This window comes from Mucilaginibacter sp., from assembly GCF_025359345.1.
Classification (GTDB): Bacteria; Bacteroidota; Bacteroidia; order Sphingobacteriales; family Sphingobacteriaceae; genus Mucilaginibacter.
This window is the reverse complement of sequence record NZ_JANYGQ010000028.1, coordinates 279,529-294,280: the sequence shown is the minus strand read 5'-3', so window position 1 is coordinate 294,280 and position 14,752 is coordinate 279,529. Positions and strand designations below refer to the sequence as shown.

Annotated in this window: 6 protein-coding genes; 5 read left to right on the top strand and 1 reads right to left on the bottom strand. The window is 44.1% G+C overall.

All coding sequences use genetic code 11. The features are described 5' to 3' along the window. Positions 1 to 7: 7 nt before the first annotated feature. Together Q0R52_RS19700 and Q0R52_RS19695 are read left to right on the top strand one after the other, a co-directional pair. Positions 8 to 829: an alpha/beta hydrolase gene (locus Q0R52_RS19700; protein ID WP_295797389.1), complete on the top strand. Its 822-nt coding sequence runs from the start codon at positions 8 to 10 to the stop codon at positions 827 to 829. Further along, a complete protein-coding gene (locus Q0R52_RS19695) occupies positions 826 to 1,491 on the top strand; it encodes a 1-acyl-sn-glycerol-3-phosphate acyltransferase (protein WP_295797387.1) in 666 nt (221 codons plus the stop codon). Before Q0R52_RS19700 ends, Q0R52_RS19695 begins: the two co-directional genes overlap by 4 nt. Here the strand turns inward: Q0R52_RS19695 and Q0R52_RS19690 are convergent. After that, complete coding sequence (locus tag Q0R52_RS19690; RefSeq protein ID WP_295797385.1) at positions 1,485 to 2,966, bottom strand: tetratricopeptide repeat protein; 1,482 nt, start codon at positions 2,964 to 2,966, stop codon at positions 1,485 to 1,487. The genes Q0R52_RS19695 and Q0R52_RS19690 overlap by 7 nt on opposite strands. Before the next feature lie 394 nt (positions 2,967 to 3,360). On the opposite strand from Q0R52_RS19690, the gene Q0R52_RS19685 reads away from it, so the two are divergent. Genes Q0R52_RS19685 through Q0R52_RS19675 form a run of 3 tightly spaced genes read left to right on the top strand, consistent with a single transcriptional unit; the run spans position 3,361 to position 14,746 of the window. Continuing rightward, entirely contained in the window at positions 3,361 to 9,924 is a 6,564-nt protein-coding gene (locus Q0R52_RS19685; RefSeq protein WP_295797382.1) for a polyketide synthase, read from the top strand. 17 nt (positions 9,925 to 9,941) lie between these two features. Continuing rightward, entirely contained in the window at positions 9,942 to 13,958 is a 4,017-nt protein-coding gene (locus Q0R52_RS19680; protein ID WP_295797380.1) for a non-ribosomal peptide synthetase, read from the top strand. A 23-nt stretch (positions 13,959 to 13,981) separates the two neighbouring features. Further along, complete coding sequence (locus tag Q0R52_RS19675) at positions 13,982 to 14,746, top strand: 4'-phosphopantetheinyl transferase superfamily protein (protein ID WP_295797377.1); 765 nt, start codon at positions 13,982 to 13,984, stop codon at positions 14,744 to 14,746. Positions 14,747 to 14,752: the final 6 nt, after the last annotated feature.

Below are 14,752 nucleotides of genomic sequence, written 5' to 3'. Positions count from 1 at the left end.
TCAAAGCATGACCGACCATTATTTTGAAAATGACCTGGTTACGCTGCATTACTATAAATTTGGTAATGGCCCTAAAATTATGCTCGGCTTTCATGGATATGGCATGCATGGCAAGCAGTTTAAAATCCTTGAATCGACTTTAGGAGAGAAATATACTTTCATCGGGTTCGACCTGTTTTTTCATAAAGAAACAAAGCTAAAGGACCAAAGTCTTGAAGCCGTAAAAAAAGGCATCACCAAAAAACAATTTGCCGACTTAATATCGGAGTTTTGCAGGTACGAAGGCATCGGGCGTTTTTCAATAATCGGTTATTCAATGGGTACGCATTTTGCCAGCGTGGTTACTGAAGAACTGCCTCACCTTGTGGATGAATTTATCGCTGCGGCCCCTTCCTCTTTAAATCCGGGCCGTCTGATACCCTTTTTCAGCAAAAGCAAAACCGGCAACAAAATGCTTGAAAAACTGGCGCTAAATGAAACTTTTTTGGTGCGGATGTTGAAATTATTTAAGCGCCTCAGGATTATCGATGCGGAGGCCTACAAAATTTTGTATGGCGAAATAGGCACGCCTGAACTCAGGTTTAATTTTTATGCTTGTTTTACTTACCTGCGCACCTTCGAAACGGACGAGACACGCCTGCTGAAAGCATTAAATGAACAAAACATAAAAAGCATTTTTATATTTGGCAAACGCGATAAGTCGTTCCCGCCGGGAATAGGTAAGGATTTTATCGCCAAAGTAAAAGATGCCACTACAATTGTATTGGATGAAGGGCACGAGATGATAAAAAAGAACTTTGTTACTCAATTAACCGCGCTGTTGTCATGATGATTAAGGCCAAACCGATACCATTACCATTTATCAGGTGGGGCTCATCTGTGCTGATGTGGTTTTTCAGGCGGCGGTTTAATAAAATGAAGATTACGCCGGTTGAAATAAAGCCCAACCACTCCTATATCCTGATGTGTAACCATTTTGGGTTTTTAGATGGCTTTTTCTCATACTACATAGCCTTTAAACACATTGATAAGCAACAAAAACTGAAAGGCTTGTACACCATGTCGGTTAAAAAGCAAATGGAGAAAAACTGGTGGCTGAAATACGTGGGCTCTTTTTCTGTGGAACCGAACGCGTGGTCGGTAAAGGAAAGCATTGAATACGCCGCGGAACTTTTAAACGAACCGGGCAACATCCTGCTATTTTTCCCCCAGGCCGAACTGGAATCGCAGCATATCAGGCATATTCAATTTAAAAACGGTATCAACGAAATTATGACCCGGGTAAAAGGTGATTGCCAGTTGATATGGAGCAGCAACGTTTTGGAATATTACGAAAGCACCAAACCATCAGCTAACATGACACTGCTTGATTGCGGCACCAATCACGATTTCAATTTTGACACGCTAAAACAAAATGTAAACGCGCATCACCTGCAAAGTATGCGTAAAACTGTACGTTTTACCGACGAGCCAGGCAACCTTACCTACTGACCAATCCTCTTCAACCCGGCTTTTGCGTCATTATCAATATCGGTTTGATAATCGTGTGCCTTCATATCGATGGCCTGGTGATAGTAATTTGCGGCTTTTGCATTGTCTTTAACTTCTTCGTAAATATTACCAATCATCAGGGCAGCATTTGCGGCGTAATAATAACTGGTTTCCTTGCCCAAAGCAATGGCCTTTTGGTAATATGAAACAGCGTCAGCGTTTTTGTTTATTTTGTCGTTAATGCGGCCCAGATAATAGTAATACTGGATTTTGTCCCGGGTTAGCTTAAAACTATTTACATCTTTACCGGCAAGTTGCGCTGTAGCTTTGCTGTAATAACCGCCGTCGAAATAAAACCTGGTTTTTAGCAAGTCGATATCTGGCTTCGGTTCACTTGCCTCACGGAGCGCGATCTTGTCTTTTCCGTCTATCGCATTTCCCCTGCTGCGTGCCAGCCTACGATATTCTTCATATTTTTCAGAATCATTTTGAAGCAAGTAAAAGTAGGCGATCTTTAAGTATGCGTCTTTAATAAACGCGGTGCCTTTATAATCATTAACGTAACGGGCTAAGGCAGCCGGCGTGTCGCCATCCATACGGTTAAGTTTGGCACAACCGAGCATATAATATATTGGAGGCACGGCAATGTATTGTCCTGATTTCGGTGCCGCGTCAAGGTACTTTATAGTTTCATCGTTATGCGCTGTTTTTGACGATACATACCCCTGTAAATATACTTTGAGCATACTGTTATTATCCATGCCCGCCAGGTAACCGATTAGCGTCTCGTAGCTATTTTTACTATGTAGCACATTAATATCGGTAACGCACAAAAACCATATGATCTCGTCATCATAAAAGTTGTAAGCCGATCTGGGCAGTTGCTTTTTAAGCTCAACCAACTGGTTGATGCCATATTGAACGTTGCCTTTCATTCCCAACATCCCCGCAATCCACCTAAAATTGGCGGGTATATTTCCAAAAATGATATTTACCAGTGCCAGGCTTTTTTTGTTGGGTAAAAAGTCTGGGTATTTTTTACTGTTATCTTTTAGCAGGCTGTTTGCGCTTTTAGCATCGGATCCTGATGACATGTAATCGCCAAACTTGGCCTTTAAAAACGACCATTGCAAGTAAATCTCCGCCTGCGAAAACAAATACCAGGGCGAATTTTTATCATTTTCTTCAAGCGCATCAACGCGCATTGATTTATTGTCTTTCAACCGTTCGTAGTCATTCTTATTTTCGGATGCCAGGAGACTGAAGTAGTCGATATAGTTCTCCAATAATACCACGATACCGTTCGCAGGATTGGTTTGCTTTTCCTTTTTAATCAACGCGCGGGCGTCGTTCATCCGCAGCGCTAAAATGTCTTTATAGGCTTCAACACAATTGGCATTAAAAATAAAATTGGCATGTGCACTGACACAGGAAAACAAACAGAGCAATGAAACGAACAGGTATTTTTTAATCATCGGAGGCAAAGATATTTAACAGGCACAAATTCACACTAATTAATACGAATTACACGAATTTGTTTTTTAATAAGCATCTGTCAATGCGAATTATAAGAATTTTTCTTTAAAAGGCCAATTCGTGGAATTCGAAAAAATTCGTGGAATTAGTGTTTAAATGTTAGCATTAACGTAAACATCGGCATTTTAATATTCCGGCTGGCTATAACCAAATTTTGCAATGACACGTATAAAAAGTTATAATTAGTTTAAAGTATATTTTTTACCCCGTTTTTATAAATTTTGCTTTACGGTAAATAATTGATTAAGTTACAATTGCACAATTAAGCTATAATTTAAAACGTTTTAATAAATTTAGGGGTAAAAATCCCTGGCCAAAGCACAAAAGAGAAAAATGAACAATTTGCTGATACATAACCTGTTCGAGTTGCAAAAAAATAAAACGCCCGATGCAGTGGCGATAATTTTTGGCAACCAAAGCTTGACTTATTGCCAATTGGGCCAAAAGGCAGATAATTTGGCGGCTCAAATCTTCAAAAATTCACCAACGTCACTAAACGTGGGTGTAAGCACCCACAGGGCGGTGGAAACTATTGTAAGTGTTTTGGCAATTTTAAAAGCCGGCAAGGCGTATTTACCCCTCGACCCTGATTACCCGCAAGACCGCCTGCAGCAAATTGTAACCGATTCGGGCATTGATTTGTGCGTGGCAACACCATCGCACCAGCATTTTTTTGAACCGTTGGGCATTAAGGTATTAATTTCAGATAAAGACTACCCAACAACTAACACAGTTATCCCCGAAAGCAAATCGGCTTGTTATGTTTTATATACTTCCGGCTCCACAGGTACACCAAAGGGTGTTTCCATGGGGCATGCCGCGCTGGCTAATCTACTTTCGTGGCAGCAAAAAGAATCGATATCGACTGCAGGCATAAATACCTTACAGTTTGCACCTTTAACGTTTGATGTATCGTTCCAGGAAATATTTGCCACGCTAGGCACCGGCGGCACTTTGGTTTTGGTTGATGAAGAAATGCGGGTTGACCCTTATCGCTTACTTCGGTACATCGAGCAGCACCAGGTAAACCGCATATTTTTACCATTTGTGGTGCTCCAGTACTTAACTGAGGCGGCCGACGCAGAAAAATATTTCCCGGCTTGTTTGAAAGAAGTAATGACTGCAGGAGAACAGTTAAAAATAACCCCGCAGATTGTCCGCTTTTTCTCGGCTTTGCCGAATTGCGTTTTATACAACCAATACGGCCCGACCGAAACCCATGTGGTTACCCAATTAAAATTGGATGGCGACCCAACACAATGGCCACCGCTGCCAAACATAGGCATCCCGATTGACGAGACAGAGATACTGATACTTGACGAAGAGCTAAAACAAGTTCCGCATGGCGAAACCGGGGAACTTTGCGTTGCAGGCCTCGCCCTGGCCGATGGTTACCTTAACCGCCCGGAAATGACGGCTGAAAAGTTTATGCAATGGGAAGAAGCGCCCGGCAAAACAACCCGCATTTATCGCACCGGCGACTTAGCCCGTTACTTACCCGATGGTAATATCGATTATTTGGGCCGCCGCGATACACAGGTAAAAATCCGTGGCAACCGTGTGGAAATTGGCGAAATTGAAGTTTTAATAAATCAACTAAATGATATACAACAGGCAGTAGTTGTTGCCCGCGAAGATGTGCCCGGCAGTAAGCGCCTGGTTGCATATATGATATCTGGTAATGATAAACCGGATACCGATTACGTGCGCAAAAGCATTGAAAAGCAATTGCCTGATTTTATGCACCCGTCTGCTTATGTATGGGTGAAAGAATTTCCAAAAACAACCAGTGGCAAGGTTGACCGCAAAGCATTGCCGAAACCGGATTTGAAAAGACCGGAACTAAGTGTTTTGTACAAAGCCCCGTCCACCCCTATCGAAAAAAACATTACAGGTATTTGGATGGAACTGTTGCTGCTGGATAAAATCGGCACCGACGACAATTTCTTCGAGCTCGGCGGCAACTCCTTGCTTGCGCTAAAAACCGTAGCCGAACTGAAGCATAAGTTTAATTACGAAGTGCCCATCACAAAACTATACCAATACCCTACGATCGGTGCCCTGGTTAACTTTATTACCGGTGCGAGCAAAGCCTCGACATTTACATTTAAGAAAGATAAAAACAAAAAAGCAAACGCCGATATTGCCATTATAGGCATGGCCGGTCGTTTCCCTGGCGCAAAAAACATTGAAGAGTTTTGGGATTTATTGATTGAGGGCCGCGAAGGAACCAGCTTTTTTACGGCTGATGAAATTGACATATCTATCCCATCAAATATAAAAAGCGACCCTGCTTATGTTAAGGCAAGGGGGCTGATTGATGGTGCAGACGAATTTGATGCCGCATTTTTTGGCTTCAACCCGCGTTCAGTCGAGTTAATGGACCCGCAACAACGCATTTTTTTACAAATTGCTTGGGAAGCTTTAGAAAGTACAGGCTACCTGCCACAAAAATATAATGGTTCGGTTGGGGTATTTGCCGGTACAGGGTATAACACTTATTATACCAATAATGTACTCAACCATCCAGCTAAAGCGGATCAGTATGGCCAGTTTAACGTACGGACACTTAACGAAAAAGATTACATAGCAACCCGCGCCTCTTACCAGCTAAACCTGAAAGGGCCTGCGGTGGCTGTACACTCGGGGTGTTCAACATCATCACTGGCGATAGCACAGGCGGTTAGCGCGATACGTGACGGGCAATGCGACATTGCGCTTGCCGGTGCAGTGTCGATTACCTCACCCATAAAAAGCGGGCATTTTTACGAGGAGGGCTCAATTATGAGTAAAGATGGCCATTGCCGCCCATTTGATGCTGATGCAACCGGAACGGTGTTTAGCGATGGCGCAGGCGTAGTGCTTTTAAAAAGCCGCGAAGATGCCGAACGCGATGGCGACACTATTTACGCCATAATAAAAGGAATAGGAATAAACAACGATGGTGCCGACAAAGGCAGCTTTGGCGGCCCAAGCGCGCAGGGCCAGGCCGGCGCAATCGCAATGGCTATTAACGATGCTGATATTGATGCATCGACCCTTAGCTACATAGAAGCGCATGGTACCGCAACCCCGCTGGGTGACCCGATAGAAATTGAAGGCCTTAACCTGGCTTTTGGCGCTCATGAAAGCAAACAGTTTTGCGCTATCGGTTCGGTAAAAAGCAACATAGGGCACTTAACTGCAGCGTCTGGCGTAGCGGGCTTAATAAAAACTGCGTTAGCTTTGCACCATAAGCAAATACCGGCATCCATATTTTATCAACAGACCAATCCGAATATCAATTTAGCAGAAAGTCCCTTCTACGTTAATTCAAGGCTTAAAAACTGGGACTCGGCCGAAAAAAGGCGCGCAGGTGTTAGTTCTTTTGGGGTTGGCGGCACCAACGTGCACATTATTTTAGAGGAGTTTGAAAACATACCTATGCAAACAGGTAAATCTAAACCCCTAAGCTTAATCACCTGGTCGGCAAAAACCGAAGCGAGCGTGGGCAACTATGCCGACAAACTTGCCGGTTTTGCCCAAAACAATAAAGATTTAAACGCCGCGGATATAGCCGCTACCCTGCGAAATACCCGTGTTGATTTTAACCACCGCAGGTTTGTAATTGTGGGCGATACCGACGAAATATCAGCCAAATTAAGTGCTCCTATTGAGCCATCATCCGCAAAAAACCTTGCATCAAAGGCATCTGAAATAGTATTTATGTTCCCTGGCCAGGGCTCGCAATACATTAACATGGGCAAAGGGCTTTACGATACCGAACCTGTTTTTGCAGCGGCGGTAGATGAATGTATCGAACTATTAAAAGATTCGCCTCAGGCAGGCATATTTAACATTATATACCCGGCCATTATTGATGACGCGTCAACCGCAGCTATAAAAAATACCTTTTATACCCAGCCAGCCATATTTATTATTGAGTATGCCATGGCTAAACTATGGATGAGTTGGGGTATACAACCCGCCATTTTAACCGGCCACAGTATCGGCGAATTTGTTGCCGCGCATTTAGCAGGCGTTTTCAGTCTTAAAGATGCACTACTGCTAATATCAACCCGCGCCAGGATGGTTAGCGAAGTCGAAAAAGGAAGCATGCTTTCGGTAAGATGTGAGGCTGAAAAGTTAGAAACACTTTTACCGGCAGGGTTATCCATTGCTGCTATTAACAGTAATAAACTCTGTGTAGTTGCCGGGCCAGATGACCTGGTAGCTGAATTTTCTATCGAGTTGGAAAAAATGGATATCCCCGGCCGTTTACTGCAAACCAGCCATGCATTCCACTCGGCTATGATGGATGACATTGTTGCGCCGTTTGAAACAGTGGTTAAATCGATAAAATTATATCCGCCGGTAAAACCAATCGTATCGACAGTTACCGGCACCTGGATGAGCGAGGCCGAAGCAACCAGTCCGAAATATTGGGCAAATCACCTGCGCAAAACCGTTCGTTTCGCCAGCGCGGTGAATACTTTGCAGGAGGACGAAGGCCGCCTTTTACTGGAAGTTGGGCCTGGAATCGTACTGGCAACCCTTTCGAGACAGCAGATTACGGTGAAAACTACGCCAATTATTGCAGGATTTGAAAAAAATGAAACACTTACCGAGTACTATTCCGTATTAAGGGCGTTGGGCCAGTTGTGGCTAAACGGTTTGGAGCCTGATTGGAAGGCATTTTATAATAACCAGACACGCTTAAAACTGAATTTACCAACTTATGCATTTGATAATAAACGCTACTGGCTTGATGCCCCGCTGCCGGTAAAGGCAACAGAACAAATACAAATAACAGAAATACAAGTAACAACAATACAACAAGAACAAACACCCATACAACAATCCCTGATGAGAAAAGAACTATTAACCGGTAAATTAAAGGAACTATTTGAAGATGCTTCCGGAATTGAGATTGATGGCGCATCAACCGATATGAATTTTATCGAAATTGGCTTTGATTCACTTTTGTTGACTCAAATTGCAACCAATCTTAAAAAAGAGTTTAACGTTCCTATTACCTTCAGAAAATTATTTGAAGAGTACAATACTATCGACTCGCTGGCATCTTATTTGGATGCAAGCCTGCCTGCAGGCGCTTACCAGCCACAAGCTGCGCCGGTTGCGAGCCATCAGCCCGTTTATAACAACGTTGCCGCGCCTGCACCTGTTGCAGCTAACCCGGCGCTTGATATGATACAGCAGCAGATACAAATGCTGGCCAGCCAGTTGGCAATGATGCAAACCGGCAGCGCACCACAAGCGCCCGCACCGGTGTCCTCGGCTCCGGTTGTACTTGCACCAGAAGCGCCAGCCGCAAAAAACGGCATTGTATATGATCTTACCGCCGAAGAACAAATAGAAGTTAAAAAACCATTCGGCGCCACGGCACGTATCGAAAAACAAGTGCAGGGCCTGAGCGATAAACAACAGAAATTTCTTAGCGACTTAACCAAAAGCTATAACGATAAAACAAAGAGCAGTAAAATCTACACCCAGGAACACCGTGAACACATGGCTGACCCGCGTGTGGTTAGCGGTTTCAGGCCATTGACTAAAGAAGTTGTTTACCCGTTGGTGGTAAACCGCTCAAAAGGCAGCCACGTTTGGGATATTGACGGTAACGACTACATAGATGCGTTAAACGGCTTCGGCTCAAACTTTTTGGGTTACCAGGTTGATGTGCTGAAGAAAGCTGTGTTGGAACAAGTTGAGAATGGTTATGAAATTGGCCCGCAGCATGTTTTGGCAGGCGACGTTTGCGAGCTGATAACCGAACTGACCAATTTTGACCGTGCTGCATTATGCAACACCGGTTCGGAAGCGGTGCTTGGCGCTATGCGTATTGCTCGTACTGTAACAGGTCGTTCACTGATGGTTGCCTTTAGCGGTTCATACCACGGCATTAACGACGAGGTAATTGTACGCGGAACTAAAAAATTAAAAACCATACCTGCCGCCCCCGGAATTATGCCCGAGGTGGTGCAAAATATGCTGATACTGGATTACGGTACAGACGAAACGTTAAGGATTATACAGGAACGTGCCCATGAGCTTGCAGCCGTATTGGTTGAACCGGTACAAAGCCGCAGGCCAGAGTTCCAGCCGGTTGAATTCCTTAAAAAAGTAAGAGAAATAACCAAACAATCGGGCACCTGTCTAATATTCGACGAGGTTATCAGCGGTTTCCGCATGCACCCGGGCGGCGCACAGGCCATGTTCGGCATAAAAGCCGATTTGGGCACTTATGGCAAGGTTATTGGTGGTGGTATGCCAATTGGTGCCATTGCTGGCGTAAAACACTTTATGGATGCATTGGACGGCGGTTTCTGGCAATATGGCGATAATTCGCAGCCTGAAGCAGGAGTAACCTACTTTGCAGGTACATTTGTGAGGCATCCGTTAGCGCTTGCTGCAGGTAAGGCTTCGTTACAATATATGAAAGAACAAGGCCCGGCTTTACAGGAAGGCTTAAATAAACTTACAGCATATTTAGCCGGCGAACTAAATGCAATATGCGAGAGCACAGGCATTCCATTATATTCACCATCGTTTGGCTCATTATGGAAAATAAAATTTAAGGATGAGCTTCCGTATGGAGAGTTGCTGTTTACGCTGATGCGTAATAAAGGCATTCACATTTGGGATTTGTTCCCTTGCTTCCTTACAGCATCGCACACCAGGGCAGAGGTTGATAAAATTATCGAAGCCTTTAGGGAAAGTGTTGATGAGATGATTGAATCAGGGTTCTTCCCCTCAAAAAAGGCTGAGACAAAAGAGGAGTTTAACCCTTTTATGGAATCACCCTTCCCAGGCGCCAGGCTTGGTCGCGATAAAGACGGTAACCCGGGCTGGTTTATAGTTGACAGCAATAACCCCGGCAAGTATTTACAAGTAAAATAAGAAGGTTGGAAACTATTATGGTAGATACAAACCCTGTAGAGTTTGATCCTTTCGCAGGGCCCGAAATTTCGTTAATCGCACCTGCAACTGAACCGCAGGTTGAGATTTGGACATCGTGCCTTATCGGAGGCGCGGCGGCTAACTGTGCCTATAACGAATGCTTTTCGCTGCTGTTAACCGGCATTTTTAATACCAACGCCATGATGCGCGCTTTGCAGGGAATGGTAAACATGCACGAAGCGTTGAGGATGTCGTTTAGTGCCGATGGAAAGAACATTTGCGTTTACAAAGAATTGGTACTTGATATCGACTACCAAGACATTTCATCATCAACCGCCGCACAACAAAAGAATTTCGTAGACGAATATAATAAGCAAATTGCCTTAACGCCTTTCAACCTGGTTACCGGCCCGCTATTTAAGGCATCGTCATTTAAACTATCAGAAAACGAACACCTTTTAACTTTTGTTGCCCATCACATCGTTTGCGACGGATGGTCGATAGGCATTATGATGCAGGATTTGAGTAAGCTTTATTCTGCCTATACAAAAAACGAATACATAAAATTACCTGCGCCGCCGCTGTTCAGCGAGTATGCCGTTAACGATATGGTACATACCGACAGTGGCTTAAATAAAGAAACGGAGCAGTTCTGGATTGACCAGTTTATTGGCAGTGGTCATCTTCTGGACATCCCAACTGATTATCCACGCCCAACTCTACGTACCTACAAAAGCCATCGCGACGACCTGATTTTGGACGGCGCTTTGGCAAGTGATGTAAAAAAACTGGCCAAAACCAACGGAACGAGCTTTGTAACTACATTACTGGCTGCATTCGAAGTATTTTTAAAACAGGTAACCGGTCAGGAAGAAATTATTATTGGTTTGCCTGCAGCCGGTCAGCCAGCTACCGACAACTACAGGCTGGTTGGGCATTGTGTTAACCTGCTTGCCCTACGCAGCTATCCAAAAAGCAATATATCATTTAAAACATATTTAAGACAGCGCCGCAGCGAGGTGCTTGATGCTTATGAGCACCAATTATACACTTTTGGTAGCTTATTGAAAAAACTACACATAGCCCGTGATTCATCAAGGTTGCCATTAGTACCAGTGATGTTCAACATAGATATGGGGCTTGATGACGATGTAGAATTTTACCAGCTGCATCATAAGCTTATCAGCAACCCGCGCGAGTACGAGAACTTTGAGATATTCCTGAACATTGCAGGTCACGAAGAGTCGCCGACTTTGGAATGGTCGTACAACACACAACTTTTCAAGCCATCAACCATTAAAAAGATGATGGATAGCTTCGAATTTTTGCTGCGCGAATTGGTGAAGGATCCTGACGTATTGATAGGTAATATCCTTACCATGGATTCGGCAGAATTGAGCCATCAGTTAATAGAATGGAATGATACGGCCTGTGCATATCCCCGCGAAACGCCCTTGCATAAGCTGATTGCTAATATTGCCGCCGGAACACCGGACAAAACAGCAATAACCTTTGGCGAACAAAAAACTACATATAAAGAATTAAATGAGCGTGCCAATCAATTGGCAGCCATCCTGATAAAAAACGGTGTTAAAAAAGGCAATAAAGTTGCCTTTTCGATGGATCGGTCAGCTGAGATGGTTATCAGCATGCTGGCAATAATGAAAGCCGGTGCCGTTTATATTCCCCTCGACCCTATTTTCCCAATCAACCGTATCAACTACATGATTGAGGATTCGCAGGCGGTAGTGTTGTTAACTTCAATGGACTACAAAGGAAAATATCAGTCGAACGCAAGAGAGTTAGTTTTGGAGGATGAGTGGTTAGCCATTGACGATTACCCAACCACCGACCCTGACGTTACTGTTGCCGGCGATGATTTGGTTTATATCCTTTATACTTCTGGCTCAACCGGTATGCCTAAAGGCGTTCAAATTGCGCAACACAACCTGGTAAACTTTTTATACAGTATGCAAAAACAGCCGGGTTTAGCCCCTGCCGATAAATTGCTGGCTGTGACCACCATTAGTTTTGATATTGCCGGCCTTGAGTTATTTTTACCATTGTTAACCGGCGCCGAAATAATTTTGGCTGATGCTGCCACTGCAAAAGATGGGCGCGCATTGCTTGATATTATTAAAAACCATGGCGCTACCGTTATGCAGGCTACGCCTTATACCTGGCGCATTATGCTGGAAGCCGGCTGGAGCAAAGAAACTGCTATAAAAGCAATTTGCGGCGGTGAGGCTCTACCAGCCGAACTGGCGGAAAGAATTTTAACTTGTGCAAGTTCGCTATGGAATGTTTACGGGCCGACCGAAACAACCATATGGTCGACAGTAAAAGAGATAAAAGCTGCTGAGAAAATATCTATAGGCAGGCCAATTGATAACACTTCCATTTACATATTAGATAAGTTTTTAAGGCCATTAGGTGTTGGCATTCCGGGCGAAATTTACATTGGCGGCGACGGCGTTGCCAAAGGCTATTTAAACCGCGCTGAGCTGACTGCCGAAAAGTTTGTTGCCGACCCTTTTACAAAAATATCAGGCGCCAAAATGTACAACACCGGCGATTTAGGCCGCTTTATGCCCGATGGCGAAATTGAATGCCTGGGCCGTGTAGATGCGCAGGTAAAAATTCGCGGTTACCGCATAGAGACCGGGGAGATTGAATATAACCTGGTTAATAACACCAACATTAAAGAAGCCGTAGTTTTAGCAAGGCCCGACAATTTCGGCATTGATAAACTGGTGGCTTTTGTGGTTGTTAACAAAGACAGCGCCTCGCAGGATGAAGCTGCCCATGTACAGAACTGGAAAGAAACCCTGCGAAATTCGGTACCTGATTATATGGTGCCCGATAATTTTGTGGTGCTGGACGAAATGCCGCTAACCCCAAATGGCAAGGTTGATAAGAAGGTACTGGCTAAACACGGCATATCAACCGTTGATACCGGCCACGGCTTTGTTGCGCCGCGCACCGATGTTGAACAATTGGTTGCCAATATTTGGAAAGAATACCTTGGCATTGATAAAATTGGCGTTTACGACAACTTCTTTGAGTTGGGAGGGCACTCGCTTATTGCAGTGCAGGTAATGACCCGTATTGAGAAAGAGACCGGCAAACGCTTGCCGTTAGCCGCCCTGTTTGAAACATCGACAGTTGAAAAACTGGCGCTGATGCTGCAAATGGACGGTAAATCCATCACTTGGGATTCGTTGGTTCCGATTAAGCCAAAGGGCAATAAAATGCCTTTATATATGGTGCACGGCGCGGGTTTGAATGTATTGTTGTTCAATACCCTGGCTATGAATATGGCCGACGACCAACCGGTTTTTGGTTTACAGGCCAAAGGACTTGACGGGGTTGAAGAGCCACTGGGCAGCATCGAAGAAATTGCAGCGCATTATATCGAGTCGATTATGAAGCAAAACCCCGATGGCCCTTATGCTTTAGCGGGCTATTCTTTCGGCGGCATCATCGCTTTCGAAATGACTAAGCAATTTGAAGCCATGGGTAAAGAAGTTAAGGTTTTGGCAATGTTTGATACCTATGCTTACCGGTCGCCACATCACGACCCGGTTTTGATTAAACTAATAAAACGCAGCCGGTTTTTTAAGGACAAAATGGCGTATGCGCTTTCTTCGTCAAGCGGCATTAAAGAAACCATATCCGACAAAAAATTATCATTAACACGCAGATTTAAGCGCGCATGGTGGCGGTTTAAATATGGTAAGGAACAAAAACAGGAAGGCTTTTTTGGGTACTCGAATAAAATTGACGAGATGAACAACCTTGCCGAGCGTCGTTACCAGTTGAAGCCTTACAATGTTGCAGTTGAAGTTTTCAGGGCCGAAAACCGCACTTTTTATATGGACGACTTTGAATACCTGGGCTGGAAACCATATGCGCTTAAAGGCATGCATATCCACCAAATTCCCGGAGAACACAATACCATATTTAAGGCCCCTAACGACAAAATTTTTGCGCAGGTATTGCAAAAATGTTTAGATGACGCAGTAAAGAAGTAACTTGCTGCGCTCATTTAACCAGTATGCTGTCAATCAACGTCACCAATAATTTTTTAGCTGATATAACCTGGCTTGATAGTTCGGCTTGCAGCTTTAAAATTAGTAACAGTATCGATGTTTGGAAAGTCTCCTCAGATTTAAACCCGATACTGGTTGATAGCTTTAACTCAATACTCACGCGCGATGAAATTGATCGGGCCAACAGATTTTACCAACAAAAAGACCGCAACAGGTTTATAATAAGCCGGGCAGCATTGCGCACTATATTAGGCAAATATTTAAACTTAGCTCCTGAAGCTATCGAATTTGGATCCGGTCTTAATAAAAAGCCGTTTATAAAAAGCGGCAATCAAAATAACTTACAGTATAACCTCTCCCATTCGGGCGAGGCTATATTATTGGCTGTGGCCGATTCCACGATTGGCGCCGACATTGAGTTTATAAACCACAATTTTGGATATCACGAGGTTTTAGCCGATAATTTCAGCCCCGGTGAAGTTAATTACATAGCAGAAGCTGATTCAATTCATCGCTTTTTTAAACTCTGGACACGTAAGGAAGCTATCACCAAAGCAACTGCCCAGGGCCTCGATTGCGATCTTAGGCTACTACCAGGCCTTGACGGCACAATCACCGTGGCAGATGGCATCATCGCTTCAAATGAGGACTGGGTTATAAATAGTTTTAATCTTAATAATCAATACATCGCCAGCGTAGCCGGCAACCCGACTTTCGACAAAATCTCGTTCTTTAGCCTCGCCACCATCGATTTTGGGCAGCCAGTATAACTTCAA